At 63.5% G+C, this 13,774-nt stretch carries 12 protein-coding genes and 2 tRNA genes; 7 read left to right on the top strand and 7 right to left on the bottom strand.

What is annotated here, in order from left to right; translation table 11 throughout:
* Window positions 1–130 precede the first annotated feature (130 nt).
* From AvAM_RS07325 to AvAM_RS07300, 6 genes are all read left to right on the top strand, one after another.
* Window positions 131–1,039, top strand: a complete 909-nt coding sequence (locus AvAM_RS07325; protein ID WP_137746446.1) for an alpha/beta fold hydrolase — start codon at window positions 131–133, stop codon at window positions 1,037–1,039.
* Window positions 1,040–1,240: 201 nt separating this feature from the next.
* Window positions 1,241–2,345 (top strand): peptide chain release factor 2 gene (prfB, locus tag AvAM_RS07320; RefSeq protein ID WP_109790915.1). Its coding sequence is split into 2 segments (ribosomal slippage): window positions 1,241–1,321 and window positions 1,323–2,345, totalling 1,104 coding nucleotides; the frame shifts between segments, so codons are not numbered across the junction.
* Window positions 2,346–2,354: 9 nt separating this feature from the next.
* A complete protein-coding gene (locus tag AvAM_RS07315) occupies window positions 2,355–3,032 on the top strand; it encodes an HAD family phosphatase (RefSeq protein ID WP_137746579.1) in 678 nt (225 codons plus the stop codon).
* Window positions 3,013–5,772 (top strand): aminopeptidase N, encoded by a 2,760-nt coding sequence (gene pepN, locus AvAM_RS07310; protein ID WP_137746445.1) that lies wholly within the window; start codon window positions 3,013–3,015, stop codon window positions 5,770–5,772. The genes AvAM_RS07315 and pepN overlap by 20 nt, the downstream gene beginning before the upstream one ends.
* Window positions 5,773–5,794: 22 nt before the next feature.
* Window positions 5,795–6,802: a class 1 fructose-bisphosphatase gene (locus AvAM_RS07305; RefSeq protein ID WP_063460605.1), complete on the top strand. Its 1,008-nt coding sequence runs from the start codon at window positions 5,795–5,797 to the stop codon at window positions 6,800–6,802.
* Between the two features lie 12 nt (window positions 6,803–6,814).
* A tRNA-Thr gene (locus tag AvAM_RS07300) sits at window positions 6,815–6,890 on the top strand.
* A 152-nt stretch (window positions 6,891–7,042) separates the two neighbouring features.
* Here AvAM_RS07300 and AvAM_RS07295 read toward each other — a convergent pair.
* The 3 genes from AvAM_RS07295 to nirB are packed head-to-tail and all read right to left on the bottom strand — an operon-like array spanning window position 7,043 to window position 11,331.
* Window positions 7,043–8,356, bottom strand: a complete 1,314-nt coding sequence (locus AvAM_RS07295) for a nitrate- and nitrite sensing domain-containing protein (protein WP_137746444.1) — start codon at window positions 8,354–8,356, stop codon at window positions 7,043–7,045.
* A gap of 57 nt (window positions 8,357–8,413) precedes the next feature.
* Window positions 8,414–8,770, bottom strand: a complete 357-nt coding sequence (gene nirD, locus AvAM_RS07290) for a nitrite reductase small subunit NirD (RefSeq protein ID WP_249367997.1) — start codon at window positions 8,768–8,770, stop codon at window positions 8,414–8,416.
* Window positions 8,771–8,787: 17 nt separating this feature from the next.
* The gene (nirB, locus tag AvAM_RS07285) at window positions 8,788–11,331 is read right to left on the bottom strand and encodes a nitrite reductase large subunit NirB (protein ID WP_137746443.1); all 2,544 of its coding nucleotides are present in this window, start codon (window positions 11,329–11,331) and stop codon (window positions 8,788–8,790) included.
* Window positions 11,332–11,886: 555 nt separating this feature from the next.
* Between nirB and AvAM_RS07280 the strand changes: the two genes are divergently transcribed.
* Entirely contained in the window at window positions 11,887–12,084 is a 198-nt protein-coding gene (locus tag AvAM_RS07280) for a hypothetical protein (protein ID WP_137746442.1), read from the top strand.
* Between the two features lie 182 nt (window positions 12,085–12,266).
* Here the strand turns inward: AvAM_RS07280 and AvAM_RS07275 are convergent, their stop codons facing one another.
* The 4 genes from AvAM_RS07275 to AvAM_RS07260 form a co-directional block, all read right to left on the bottom strand.
* Window positions 12,267–12,575: a single-stranded DNA-binding protein gene (locus AvAM_RS07275; RefSeq protein ID WP_137746441.1), complete on the bottom strand. Its 309-nt coding sequence runs from the start codon at window positions 12,573–12,575 to the stop codon at window positions 12,267–12,269.
* Window positions 12,576–12,775: 200 nt separating this feature from the next.
* Window positions 12,776–12,852: transfer RNA gene (locus tag AvAM_RS07270), tRNA-Pro, on the bottom strand.
* Between the two features lie 31 nt (window positions 12,853–12,883).
* Window positions 12,884–13,315, bottom strand: coding sequence for a MerR family transcriptional regulator (locus AvAM_RS07265; RefSeq protein WP_137746440.1), 432 nt, complete (start codon window positions 13,313–13,315; stop codon window positions 12,884–12,886).
* 97 nt (window positions 13,316–13,412) lie between these two features.
* Window positions 13,413–13,739 carry an integration host factor subunit alpha gene (locus tag AvAM_RS07260; RefSeq protein WP_137746439.1) on the bottom strand — a complete coding sequence of 109 codons (327 nt, stop codon included), beginning with the start codon at window positions 13,737–13,739 and terminating at the stop codon, window positions 13,413–13,415.
* Window positions 13,740–13,774: the final 35 nt, after the last annotated feature.

The raw sequence follows: 13,774 nt of genomic DNA, 5'->3' as shown, positions 1-13,774 counted from the left end.
GTAAACAGGGCCTGCTGCGGCCCCGGCTGGCGATGGTACAAGCGATCGCCAAAACCTGCCGGGCGCCGGACTCATTGGCGACAGCACCGGCCCCCGGGCGATGGCGTCATCGACGTACCATTGGCAGAGCATGTACCAAGTTCTCAAACCCTCGCGCAGCAGCACGCTGCCCATGCGCCACCTGAACTACCACGTCCGCCACTGGGGGCCGGACACCAGCACCTTGCCCACGCTGATGCTGCTGCACGGCTGGATGGATGTGAGCGCCTCGTACCAGTTCACGGTGGACGCGCTGCAGCACGAGCGCCGCATCATCGCCCCCGACTGGCGTGGCTTTGGCCTGACCACCGGCGCGCCGGTGGACCACTATGTGTTTGCCGACTACCTGGCCGACCTGGATCTGCTGCTGGACCACTACGCCCCCGGCGAAGCCATCGACCTGGTGGGCCACAGCATGGGCGGCAACGTGGCCATGATGTATGCGGGCGTGCGGCCCGCGCGCATCCGCCGCCTGGTGAACCTGGAGGGCTTTGGCATGCCCGCCACGCGGCCTGCGCAGGCGCCCAAGCGCTACGCGCAGTGGATTGACGAGATCAAGCAGTTGCACACTGGCGACATGGCGCTCAAGAGCTACGACAGCCAGGAAGGCGTGGCCCGCAGGCTGATGAAAACCAACCCGCGCCTGTCCGAAGACAAAGCCCAATGGCTGGCAGGCCACTGGGCGCAGCCCAATGCGCAGGGCCAGTGGGAGATATTGGGCGACCCGGCCCACAAGATCACCAGCGCCCAGCTGTACCGCCTGGACGAGGCAATGGAGCTGTACAAGAACATCACCGCGCCCGTGCTTGCCGTGGAGGCCAGCGACGACAGCCTGGGCCAGTGGTGGAAGGGCCGCTACACGCTGGAGGAATACCACCAGCGCCTGACCCATGTGGGCAACTGCCGCACGGCCGTGGTGCACGACGCCGCGCACATGCTGCACCACGACCAGCCCGCCCAGGTGGCATGGCTGATCGAGGAGTTTCTGGAGCAGCCCTGACGCAGATTTGAATCAAATCAGGCCCTACCGCCTGATGGATAAGCTTTTATAGCTATCATTTTTGATTCAACAGCACACCAGGAGGGCCCCTGCCAACCCGGGCCCACGCGCTCCAAAGCCCTTCGCAGGGCTTTGGCAGGGCGGTTTGTCATCCCATGAGAAAATCGCGGGTTATTCCACAGAACACCCAGGACAAGAATCATGGACGCAGAACGCATCAACCTCATCGGCACCACCCTCAGCGACCTGGCTCTGCGCACGGCAGAGTTACGGAGGTATCTTTGACTTCGATGCCAAATTTGAACGCCTGCGCACGGTAAACGCGTCGCTGGAAGACCCTTCGGTCTGGAACGATCCCAAGAAGGCCCAGGAGCTGGGCAAGGAACAGAAGTCGCTCTCCAGCGTGGTCGTCACGCTGGACAAGCTCACCCGCGATCTGGCCGACAACGCCGAGCTGTACGAGATGAGCAAAGAGGAAGGCGATGAAGCCGGCCTTTTGACCATCGAGTCAGAAGCCGCCACGATGCGCGCAGCGGTGGAAGAGCTGGAGTTCCGCCGCATGTTCCGCAACGAGGCCGACCCGCTCAACTGCTTTGTGGACATCCAGGCCGGCGCCGGTGGCACCGAGGCCTGCGACTGGGCCAGCATGCTGCTGCGCCAGTACCTCAAGTACGCCGAGCGCAAGGGCTTCAAGGCCACCGTCGAAGACGAGACCCCCGGCGACGTGGCGGGCATCAAGAGCGCCACGATCAAGATCGAAGGCGAATACGCCTTTGGCCTGCTGCGCACCGAAACCGGCGTGCACCGCCTGGTGCGCAAGAGCCCGTTCGACAGCTCGGGCGGCCGCCACACCTCGTTCGCCTCGCTGTTCGTCTACCCTGAGATCGACGACTCCATCGAGATCAACATCAACCCGGCCGACGTGCGCACCGACACCTTCCGTGCCTCCGGCGCGGGCGGCCAGCACATCAACAAGACCGACTCGGCCGTGCGCTTGACGCACATTCCCACGGGCATCGTGGTGCAGTGCCAGGACGGCCGCAGCCAGCACAGCAACCGCGACGTGGCCTGGCAACGCCTGCGCAGCCGCCTGTATGACTTCGAGATGCGCAAGCGCATGGAAGAGCAGCAAAAGCTGGAAGATACCAAGACCGACGTGGGCTGGGGCCACCAGATCCGCAGCTATGTGCTGGACAACAGCCGCATCAAGGACCTGCGCACCAACGTCGAAATCTCGGCCACGCAGAAGGTGCTGGACGGCGACCTGGACGCCTTCATCGAAGCTTCGTTGAAGCAAGGCGTCTAAGCGATGCGTATGCGCACCGACGCCATCATCTTCGACATGGACGGCACCATGATCGACTCCATGCCCTGGCACGCCCAGGCGTGGGTCGAGTTTGCGCGCCGCCGGGGCATGGACATCGACGTGCCCGACCTCATGGCGCGCACCACGGGCAAGAATGGCACCGAGTGCATCGTGGAACTGCTGGGCCGCCCCGTGTCGCAGGACGAGGCCGACGCGCTCACGCACGAAAAAGAAACCATCTACCGCGAACTGTTCGCCCCCCGCTTTGCCGAGGTGGCGGGCTTTCGCCAGTTTGCCGCCCAGGTGCGCGCACGTGGCCTCAAGCTGGCCGTGGGCACAGCGGGCGACATTGGCAACGTGGAATTTGCCCTGGGCCATCTGGGGCTGGACCCTGCGCCGCAGGCCATCGTGCGCGGCGACGAGGGCCTGCCCGGCAAGCCCCAGCCCGCCATCTTTCTCGAAGCCGCGCGCCGCATCGCTGCCGACCCGGCGCACTGCATCGTTTTTGAAGATGCGCCCTTCGGCATTGAGGCCGCGCGCCGCGCGGGCATGCGCGCCGTGGCCATCTGCAGCACCCACACGCCCGAGCAACTGGCCGGGCCCCATGTGCTGGCCGCCGTGCGCGACTACACCGAACTCATGAACACCGACTTTCTGGAGAGCATCCATGTTGCAGCAACTGCTTAGCGCCGACGGAAGTGGAGACGGAGCGGGCCAGACCATCGCCATCCGCCGCGAGGACTACACCGCCCCCGCCTACTGGATCGACAGTGTCGAGCTGACCTTCGACCTGGACCCGGCCAAGACCCGCGTGCTCAACCGCATGACGGTGCGCCGCAACCCCGCAGCCCCCGCCCAGCCGCTGAAGCTCGACGGCGAAGACCTGAACCTGGCCCGTGTGCTGGTCAACGGCCAGGGCACCTCGTTCAAGATGGAGGGTGCGCGCCTGGTGCTGGAGAACCTGCCTGAGGGCGAAGAGCCTTTCGCGCTGGAGATCTTCACCACCTGCTGCCCCGCCAAGAACACGCAGCTCATGGGCCTCTATGTGAGCCAGGGCACGTTCTTCACGCAGTGCGAGGCCGAGGGCTTCCGCCGCATCACCTACTTCCTGGACCGCCCCGATGTGATGGCCAGCTACACCGTCACGCTGCGCGCCGACAAGGCCCAGTACCCGGTGCTGCTGTCCAACGGCAATCTGGTGGACAGCGGCCCGCTGGAAGACGGCCCCAATGGCGCACGGCATTTCGCCAAATGGGTGGACCCGCACAAGAAGCCCTGCTACCTGTTCGCCCTGGTGGCGGGCAAGCTGGTGGCGCGCGAGCAGCTCATCAAGAGCCGCTCGGGTAGCGACCACCTGCTGCAGGTCTACGTGCGCCCCGGTGATCTGGGCAAGACCGAACACGCGATGAACTCGCTGATGTACAGCGTGGCCTGGGACGAAGCCCGCTTCGGCCTGCCGCTGGACCTGGAGCGCTTCATGATCGTCGCCACCAGCGACTTCAACATGGGTGCCATGGAGAACAAGGGCCTGAACATCTTCAACACGAAGTACGTTCTCGCCAGCGAATCCACGGCCACCGACACCGACTTCGCCAACATCGAAAGTGTGGTCGGCCACGAATACTTCCACAACTGGACGGGCAACCGCGTGACCTGCCGCGACTGGTTCCAGCTGAGCCTGAAGGAAGGCCTCACCGTCTTCCGCGACCAGGAGTTCAGCATGGACCTCGCGGGCAGCCCGTCGGCCCGCGCCGTCAAGCGCATCGAGGACGTGCGCGTGCTGCGCACCGCCCAGTTCCCTGAAGACGCAGGCCCCATGGCCCACCCGGTGCGGCCCGACAGCTACGTCGAGATCAACAACTTCTACACCGTCACCATCTACGAAAAGGGTGCGGAAGTGGTGCGCATGCAGCACAACCTGGTGGGCCGCGAAGGCTTTGCCAAGGGCATGAAGCTGTACTTCGAGCGCCATGACGGCCAGGCTGTGACCTGCGACGACTTTGTACAGGCCATCGCCGATGCCAACCCGGACAGCCCGCTGGCGCAGCACCTGCCCCAGTTCAAGCGCTGGTACAGCCAGGCTGGCACGCCTCGCGTGCGCGCCACGGGCCGCTACGACGCTGCCACACGCTGCTATGCGCTCACGCTGTCACAAAGCTGCACGGCCACGCCCGGCCAAAGCGAGAAGCAGCCCTTCGTCATCCCGGTGGAGCTGGGCCTGATCGACGCCAGCACCGGCGCCGCCCTGCCCCTGCACCTGTCGGGCGAAGAATCGTCGGGCAGCACCTCGCGCGTGATCGTGCTCACCGAGGCATCGCAGACGCTGACCTTCACCAACCTGGATGCCGAGCCCGTGCCCTCGCTGCTGCGCGGCTTCAGCGCGCCCGTGGTGCTGGACATCGACTACACCGACGCACAGTTGCTCACCCTGCTGGCACACGACGCCGACGCCTTCAACCGCTGGGAAGCCGGTCAGCGCCTGGCGCTGCGAATCGCTATTAATTCAATAGCTAACAACGCTTTACAGACAGGCGGAAACGGCCGATTTGAGCATCAAATTCTGCCTGCAGAGTTTGTGGAAGCCATGCGCGCCGTGCTGCGCAACCCCCTGCTGGATGCCGCCTTCAAGGAACTGGTGCTCACGCTGCCGTCTGAAACTTACATTGCAGAGCAGCAGGACGTGGTGGACCCCCAGCGCATTCACGCCGTGCGCGAAGCCATGCGCGAGCAACTGGCCGTCTCGCTGCAGGCCGACTGGGAATGGGCCTGGGAACAGAATCAGGACACCGGCGGCTACCGCCCCGATCCCGTTTCCTCCGGCCGCCGCGCACTCAGCGGCCTGGCGCTGCACATGCTGTGCATTGCCGCACAGAAGACGGGCGATGCAGTCTGGCCCGGCAAGGCCTACCAGCGCTTCAAGGTGGCGGGCAACATGACGGACCGCTTCAACGCGCTCACCGCCCTGGTGGCCAGTGGCAGCGAGCTGGCCGCCCCGGCGCTGGCGCGCTTTCACGCCCTGTTCAAGGACGAGCCGCTGGTCATCGACAAGTGGTTCGCGCTGCAAGCCGGTGCGCCGGACCGGGGTGGCAATGTGCTGCCCGCCGTGCGCCAGCTCATGGCACACCCGGACTTCAGCCTCAAGAACCCGAACCGCGCGCGCAGCGTGATCTTCAGCTACTGCAGCGCCAACCCCGGCGCCTTCCACCGTGCCGACGCGGCAGGCTATGTGTTCTGGAGCGACCGCGTGATCGAGCTGGATGCCATCAACCCGCAGGTCGCCGCCCGCCTTGCGCGCGCGCTCGACCGCTGGAAGAAGCTGGCAGACCCTTGGCGCAGCGCTGCCCGCGAGGCCATCGCCCGCGTCGCCGCCAAGCCCGATCTGTCCAACGACGTGCGCGAGGTCGTCACTCGCGCACTGGCCGACTAACCCACCTGAAAGCAAAACCCCCATGGCAAAAAGCATCAGCCTGACCCGCTACCTTGTTGAGCAGCAACGGGTGGACGGCCTCATCCCCTCGCAGCTACGCCTGCTGCTCGAAGTGGTGGCCCGCGCCTGCAAAAGCATCAGCCACGCTGTGAACAAGGGCGCGCTGGGCGGCGTGCTGGGCACGGCCAGCAGCGAAAACGTGCAGGGCGAGATCCAGAAAAAGCTCGACATCATCGCCAACGAGGTGCTGATCGAAGCCAACGAATGGGGCGGCCACCTGGCCGCCATGGCGTCCGAGGAAATGGACGGCATCTACCTGGTGCCCAACCGCTACCCACAAGGCGAATACCTGCTGCTGTTCGACCCCCTCGACGGCTCCAGCAACATCGACGTGAACGTGAGCATCGGCACCATCTTCAGCGTGCTGAAGAAGCCCGATGGCGACCGGGGTGTGGAGGAAGGCGACTTCCTGCAACCCGGCACGCAGCAAGTGGCCGCGGGCTACTGCATCTATGGCCCGCAGACCACGCTGGTGCTCACCGTGGGCGACGGCGTGGCCATGTTCACGCTCGACCGCGAGCAGGGCTCGTTCGTGCTGACCGAAGAGAACATCCGCATTCCTGAGGACACCAAGGAATTCGCGATCAACATGAGCAACATGCGCCACTGGGACGAACCCGTGAAGCGCTACATCGACGAATGCCTACAGGGCAAGGAAGGCCCGCGCGGCAAGGACTTCAACATGCGCTGGATTGCCAGCATGGTGGCAGACGTGCACCGCATCCTGACCCGTGGCGGCGTCTTCATGTACCCCTGGGACAAGCGTGAACCCAACAAGCCCGGCAAGCTGCGCCTGATGTACGAGGCCAACCCCATGGGCTGGCTGGTCGAGCAGGCAGGCGGCGCCGCCACCAACGGCAAGCAGCGCATCCTGGACATCCAGCCCACCCAGCTGCACGAGCGCGTCAGCGTGATCCTCGGCTCAAAAAATGAGGTCGAGCGCGTGACAAGCTACCATTCCACGCTATAATTTAAGTCTTACGCCGGTGTAGCTCAGTCGGTAGAGCAGCTCATTCGTAATGAGAAGGTCGGGTGTTCGATTCATCTCTCCGGCACCAAATAAAAAGCCCTGATTCGCAAGAGTCAGGGCTTTTTTCATGGTTCTCGAAAGGCCTTCTTTGCGGCGAACTCAGGGCATCGGCGCCATGGCGCTTGGCAGAGTGCAGACCTGTCTGGTGGGTCAAGCCTTTGAGAAAAACCACCGAGCCCTTCAGGGCCCGGGCTTGGGGTTTTGAGTCGCCTGCTGTGCAAATGCAAAATCCGGCAGCGACAGCGTGGCTTCGGCCACTTCCAGCAGACGGCGGTTCTGGTCCATGGAGGTTTTCTGCAGTGCCCGGAAGGCCACCTCCTCGTTCATGCCCAGCCGCGCCATCAGCACACCCTTGGCCCGCTCGATCACCTTGCGCTCGTTGAGCGTGCGGCGGGCGACTTCCAGCTCGGCTTCCATGCTGGCCATGCGCGCAGACTGGGTCTGCAGCAGGTCCACCAGCGAGGCTGCTTCACCCGTGTGCCCTCCCCCTACCGGCTCAGGCAAGGCCGATGGCACCTGGGCCATGTCGAAGAAGCGGTCTACCGCATGGGTGCGTTGTGGCGGGTTGTCACGCAGGCCGCGCAGCAGGCCCTTGGAGTCCTGCAAGTCTTGCTGGGCCTCCAGGATGCGCGCCTCGCAGTCTTCACGCAGGCGCTTGACCAGATCCACCTGCAGGTGCCACAGCGCATTGATGCGTTCGGAGCACACATCGAACCAGGTGTCGCTGAGGTCGCTGTCGAGAGAGGCGCCCGGCCGGGCCACACACAACGCACGGCGCAGGCGCTCCAGCTGGGCCATGCCGGGCACCAGCTGCTGCTGCTCCCAGCGAGCGCGCAGCGCAGGCTCAGCAAATTCAGCGAACACACGCAGGCTGCGCTCCTGGGCATCAATGAGGTGAATCACGCGTTGCTGGTGGGCCTCGTTGCTGCTGCCGGAGGCATACAACAAGGCTCCCAGGGCCCGCTCCTGGCCCGCCTCTTCTTCAGCCTGCACCAGGTGCAGCAAAGCCACCAGCATGCGCGACACGCTGGGCAGGCCTGCCGCGTCAGCAACGTGGAAAACCAGCTCTATCAGTCCCGCGATGAGGTGGCTGTAGGCCGCCACGGAGTCGTGCGCCGACATGGCTTGGCGCTCGATCTGGATGCGCAGCGCGGGCAGCGATTCCAGGCCCAGTAAAGCCCACGCCATCAGCGAAAGCGCCTTGGCAGTGGCGCCCTGCCCCGGCTCAATGTGCTGCGCAAACACGTCGCGCAGCCGCACCTCCAGGGGCGAGACCTCCTCGATGACGCGCAAACGCACATCCGCAAACCGCTGCGCCTTGGACGCCAGGTACGCGCCCGAAACACCACGCTCCCGCTGCAGGCCCTGGATCAGTTGCCCGATCACATCCACCAGCTCGGCACGGCTCGCCAGATGGCGCACGGCATCGATCTCCAGCTGTTTGGAGCGGAGCACAAGGTTCGATACCGACAAAGGCGCGGCCGGGTCTGGCATGCAGGGTTCCTGGTTGTTGTGGCGCAGCAGGAGTGCCGCGTCGTGACTGCGATTGTGTCAGGCCACAGCCACGCTGACGCGGCCACCCACGGCGCGCACGCTGTGGGCGCTCACCGATTGCTCTGGTGTCTCCAGGCATTCGCCGGTCTGCAGATCAAAGTGGTTTTTGTACAGCGGTGAGGCCACCACCACGCGATCGCCAATGCTGCCCACCAAGCCCCGAGCCAGCACGCTGGCACCGGACTTAGGGTCCACGTTGTCGATGGCAAAAAACTGATCGGCGCCGACGCGGAAAACCGCCACATGGCGGTTGGCCACCAGGGCGCATACGCCGGTGCTGGGCAGGATGTCATCGACCGCGCAAATGTCGGTCCATGCGAGGGCGTCGGTACTGGTCATGGGGAGTGCGCTCATGGTGTTCTCTTCTTTCTTCAAGCGGCCTGACGGATGGGTATCACTTTTGCAACGGCCTGGCCACGTTCTTCGGCGCGCGCGGGGCGGATCTGACCACGCTCCTCGACGAAGAGCACGTTCTCATCGGCCTTGTCGCTGTTCACGAACGAGCGGAAGCGCTTGCGTGTTTCGGGGTCGGTCACCGCCGTCTTCCACTCGCATTGGTAGGTGTTCACCACGTTCTGCATCTGCGACTCCAGCTCTGCACACAGGCCCAGGCTGTCCTTCTGCAAAACGTCTTTCAGGTAGTCCAGGCCGCCTTCGAGGTTTTCGCGCCAGGTGCTGGTGCGCTGCAGCCGGTCGGCCGTGCGCACGTAGAACATCAGCACCCGGTCGATCATGCGCACCAGGTCTTCCTTGGACAGGTCGGACTCGAACAACTCGGCATGGCGCGGCTTCATGCCGCCATTGCCGCAGATGTACAGGTTCCAGCCCTTCTCGGTCGCGATGACGCCGATGTCCTTGCCCTGCGCTTCGGCGCATTCGCGCGTGCAGCCCGAGACGCCGAACTTGATCTTGTGCGGGGCGCGCAGGCCCTTGTAACGGTTCTCCAGCTCTACAGCCAGGCCCACACTGTCCTGCACTCCGTAACGGCACCAGGTAGAGCCCACGCAGCTCTTAACGGTGCGCAGGGACTTGCCGTAGGCATGACCCGACTCGAAACCGGCAGCGATCAGCTCCTCCCAGATCAACGGCAACTGCTCGACCCGCGCGCCAAACATATCTACGCGCGCGCCGCCCGTGACCTTGGTGTACAGGCCGTACTTCTTGGCCACCTGGCCCACAGCGATCAGGCCGTCGGGTGTGACCTCGCCACCGGGCATGCGCGGCACCACCGAGTAGGAGCCATCCTTCTGGATGTTGCCCAGGTAGTAGTCGTTGCTGTCCTGCAGGCTGGCCAGCTCTTTCTTGAGCACGAATTCGTTCCAGCACGAGGCGAACACGCTGGCCGCCACGGGCTTGCAGATGTCGCAGCCCATGCCCTTGCCGTGCTTTGCCAGCAGGTCCTCGAAGCTCTTGATCTGGCCCACGCGCACCAGGTGGTAAATCTCCTGGCGCGAGTACGCGAAGTGCTCGCAGAGGTGGTTGTTCACGGCCATGCCGCGGCGCGCCATCTCGGCCTTCATGACCTGGGTAACGAGGGGCACACAGCCGCCACAGGTGGCACCAGCCTTGGTGCAGGCCTTCATCTCGGCGATGGTGCAGACACCATTCCCCACAGCCTCGCAGATGCCGCCCTTGGTGACGTTGTTGCACGAGCAGATCTGTGCGGTGTCGGGCAGCGCGTCCACGCCCAGGCCTGGCTTGGCCTTGCCGTCGCTGGACGGGAAGATCAGGAACTCGGGGTCCTCGGGCAGGGTGATGCCGTTCAGCGCCATCTGCAGCAGCGTGCCGTATTCGGTGGCGTCGCCGATCAGCACGGCGCCCAGCAGCTGCTTGCCATCCTCACTGATGACGATCTTTTTGTAGACCTGGCGGCGCTCATCCACGTACTGGCAGCTGCGGCTGTGCGGCGTCTTGCCATGGGCGTCGCCGATGCTGGCGACGTCCACGCCCATGAGCTTGAGCTTGGTGCTCATGTCGGCGCCGACGAAGGCCGCCTCGGCATCGCCGGCGATGTGGCGGGCGGCCACGCGCGCCATGTCGTAGCCCGGCGCCACCAGCCCGAAGGTCTGCTCGTTCCACGAGGCACATTCGCCAATGGCATACACATTGTGGTCGCTGGTGCGGCAGGCGCTATCGATGGCCACACCACCGCGCGGGCCGATGGCCAGCACACACTGGCGAGCCAGTTCATCGCGTGGGCGGATGCCAGCAGAGAACACGATCATGTCGGTCTCCAGGTACGAATCATCCGCAAACTTCATGCGGTGGCGCGCACGTGCACCGTCCGTGATCTCTTGGGTGTTGCGGCCAGTGTGCACCTGCACGCCCAGCTCCTCAATCTTGGCCTTTAGCACACGCCCACCGCCTTCATCGACCTGGACGGCCATCAGACGGGGAGCAAACTCGACCACATGGGTCTCCAGGCCCATGTCACGCAGCGCCTTGGCACATTCCAGGCCCAGCAGGCCGCCGCCCACCACCACACCGGTCTTAGACTTGGCGCCTGAGGCTTGCATGGCCTCCAGGTCCTCGATGGTGCGGTAGACGAAACAATGGTCGCGCTCACGCCCTGGCACCTGCGGCACAAACGGATTGGATCCAGTGGCCAACACCAGCTTGTCGTAGTGAAAGACGTCGCCGCTGACGGTAGTCACGGTGTGAGTGCGCCGGTCGATGGACGCAGCACGCGTTCCCAGCCGCAGCGAAAAGCCTGTGCGTTCGAAGAAGTCCCCCTCGACCAGCGAGAGGTCCTCCGCCGTCTTGCCGCTGAAGAATTCGGACAAATGGACCCGGTCGTATGCAGCCCTAGGCTCTTCGCACAGCACCGTCACTTCGACATTGGACAGCCCCGTTTCAGCCAGGCTATCCAGGAACTTGTGGCCCACCATACCGTGGCCAATAAGAACAATCTTCATGCTTTTCATCCTGCAAGGGCCCGGTGCGTCGCCAAGGGGGAGATACAGGCAGGATGCGCACCTCGGTACCCGTCCAGGGCAACGAAGCAACACACCCTCCGCAGACAGCACGGGGCGTGGGTTGGAACAGCCAAACGTGGGCCAATGCGCCCAGCACTCGCTTGGGTTCCGCCATCTTTAGCGGAGGGTTTCATGGGATCCCGGGCAGCATTACCGGAGGATCACCAAGAGATCAGCAATATCCATGCCGATCTTTTTCATCCCCGGACAGGAAACGCAAACGCCCATTCCGAGCGGCAAAGGGCACAGCCCGGGCTGCTTGTTCGCCACCAAGGTGAAGGCGCATCAATGCGGTGCGCGAGACATCCCCAACATGGGGAATTCCCAATGTCTGACAAGGTGTTGATCTCCTCGCCAGTTCCTCACAGCGGGTCGCTTTTTTGTTTTCCAAACAGCATCAACTCGGGCAGACTGCGAAGCACACGCTTTGCACAGGCCCCAGGCGAATGCAGGCGCCAAACCCCATTTTTGTAACGCCAACAGCAGATCACGACCATGAGCGTAGAACGCAGAGTCGCCACCGACCGGCGCAGCGGGAAGGACCGACGACTGACAGAAGCAGGCCCGCCAACCAATTTTGAGCGGCGGCGCAATGTAGAAGCACGGCAGCCCGAACTGACCGAGCTACACCTGAGTGAGGACGAACTCAAGGCCCTGGGATTTGCGCCTGGGAAACACGCACCTCAAAAATAGAAGCGTCAATATCACGGCAGCCTGGAACGGAACGGCCCACCGCGAGGCCAGCAACGGAGGCCTAGCACTCTAAAAAACAAGCAGGTCACCCACCGCTCAGCACAAAGCGGGCGGCCAGCATGTCAGCACGACGCAGCGCAGAGCCATGGTCGCCCGAAGCGGCGCTAAGCCCCTGCCTCAGATCACACCGACTCCACCCCTGGCAGCACGACTACCCGGTGCGCCACCATGTCCAGCGCGGGTCGGGTGTTGCCTTGTTTGTCGGTCCACACACGTGGAGTCAGGCTGCCAGAGAGCGCCACCGAGTCACCATCTTGCAGGGAGAGCAGCGAGGCGCAGACACCTGCATCAAACGCAATCACGTTGACGAACAACACCTCCCCATCGGCGGTGCTGGCCCGCACCTTGGCCAGAGCGAAAGTTTTGCCCGCCTTGTCCATACGCTGTTCGATTTCGCCGTAAAGCCGTCCGGCCACCAACCCGTCGATCATGAAGATCCTTGACCCAATGTGGGCGTTGTTTTGTTCCGTCTTGGCGCACTCAACACAAGGCAATGTGCTGCTTCGGCCACATGTCGAGAGCGGCTCCACCGTTTCAGCGCAAGAGAGGTGTGCGCAACCTCTCAGCCTACCCAAAGCGGCATAAAAGCAAAAAAGCCCAGAACCTTTCGGTTCTGGGCTTTTGCTAACAATGGTCGGCGTGGCGGGATTCGAACTCGCGACCCCTTGCACCCCATGCAAGTGCGCTACCAGGCTGCGCTACACGCCGACAAGACTTAGATTATATACACAAAAAAACCTCAGCCCAGAGAAAGTAGCGCACGAATCTCAAATAACTCTTTGCGCACTGCATTGGAGTCCAATGCGAAGCCCACGGAAGGAATCGAAAGATCCTGAGCGCTGTCGAGCAGCATGCTCGGCAACTCGCTGTCGAACGACTCCACCGCAGCCCCTGCAGCCTCTTCACGTGTGGGATGGGCCAACTCCTGAAGTCGATTGCGGGCCCCGCTGATGGTGAAGCCCTGGTCGTACAGCAGGTCGCGGATGCGGCGAATCATGAGCACCTCATGGTGCTGGTAGTAGCGCCGATTTCCGCGCCGCTTCATGGGCCGCAGCTGCGTGAATTCCTGCTCCCAGTAGCGCAGCACATGGGGCTTGACGCCGCACAACTCCGCAACCTCACCAATCGTGAAGTATCGCTTGGCAGGAATGGAGGGAAGGGTGGTGCCCATGGGATGCGGATTCAAACCGGAAAGCCGACAAGCGTACTGCAGACGCGCCAATACTGCCAGCCACCGATTTCATCTTGCACACAAATTCGGTACAAATTCACACCACAGCCGCTGTCTGGATCTGCTCCTTGAGCTTGCTGCTGGCATGAAAAGTCACCACCCGGCGCGCCTTGATCGGAATGGCCTCCCCAGTACGCGGATTGCGTCCTGGGCGCGGCGCCTTGGTACGGATCTGGAAGTTGCCAAAACCCGAGAGCTTGACGTCCTTGCCCTCAACCAGGCTTTGCGCGATCAGATCGAAGAATGCGTCGATCATGTCCTTGGACTCGCGCTTGTTCAGGCCGATCTGGTCGAACAGCAGATCGGCCAGCTGTGCCTTGGTCAGTGCCGGTGTCTCCAGGCTTTCGACGGCAAATTCGATCATGGCATCCCTCCCCGGTTGGGCGTTATCTTTGTCGG

Origin of the sequence: Acidovorax sp. NB1, assembly GCF_005405905.1 — a bacterium.
Lineage (GTDB): Bacteria > Pseudomonadota > Gammaproteobacteria > Burkholderiales > Burkholderiaceae_C > Acidovorax.
Note: the sequence above shows the minus strand (reverse complement) of the source record. Positions and strands in the feature narration are given on the sequence as shown.

What these genes read in the sequence shown, in the direction of transcription:
- AvAM_RS07325 (WP_137746446.1), top strand. Translation starts at nt 131, where the DNA reads ATGTACCAAGTTCTCAAACCCTCGCGCAGCAGCACGCTGCCCATGCGC.
- AvAM_RS07315 (WP_137746579.1), top strand. Translation starts at nt 2,355, where the DNA reads ATGCGCACCGACGCCATCATCTTCGACATGGACGGCACCATGATCGAC.
- pepN (WP_137746445.1), top strand. Translation starts at nt 3,013, where the DNA reads ATGTTGCAGCAACTGCTTAGCGCCGACGGAAGTGGAGACGGAGCGGGC.
- AvAM_RS07305 (WP_063460605.1), top strand. Translation starts at nt 5,795, where the DNA reads ATGGCAAAAAGCATCAGCCTGACCCGCTACCTTGTTGAGCAGCAACGG.
- AvAM_RS07295 (WP_137746444.1), bottom strand. Translation starts at nt 8,356, where the DNA reads ATGCCAGACCCGGCCGCGCCTTTGTCGGTATCGAACCTTGTGCTCCGC.
- nirD (WP_249367997.1), bottom strand. Translation starts at nt 8,770, where the DNA reads ATGAGCGCACTCCCCATGACCAGTACCGACGCCCTCGCATGGACCGAC.
- nirB (WP_137746443.1), bottom strand. Translation starts at nt 11,331, where the DNA reads ATGAAGATTGTTCTTATTGGCCACGGTATGGTGGGCCACAAGTTCCTG.
- AvAM_RS07280 (WP_137746442.1), top strand. Translation starts at nt 11,887, where the DNA reads ATGAGCGTAGAACGCAGAGTCGCCACCGACCGGCGCAGCGGGAAGGAC.
- AvAM_RS07275 (WP_137746441.1), bottom strand. Translation starts at nt 12,575, where the DNA reads ATGATCGACGGGTTGGTGGCCGGACGGCTTTACGGCGAAATCGAACAG.
- AvAM_RS07265 (WP_137746440.1), bottom strand. Translation starts at nt 13,315, where the DNA reads ATGGGCACCACCCTTCCCTCCATTCCTGCCAAGCGATACTTCACGATT.
- AvAM_RS07260 (WP_137746439.1), bottom strand. Translation starts at nt 13,739, where the DNA reads ATGATCGAATTTGCCGTCGAAAGCCTGGAGACACCGGCACTGACCAAG.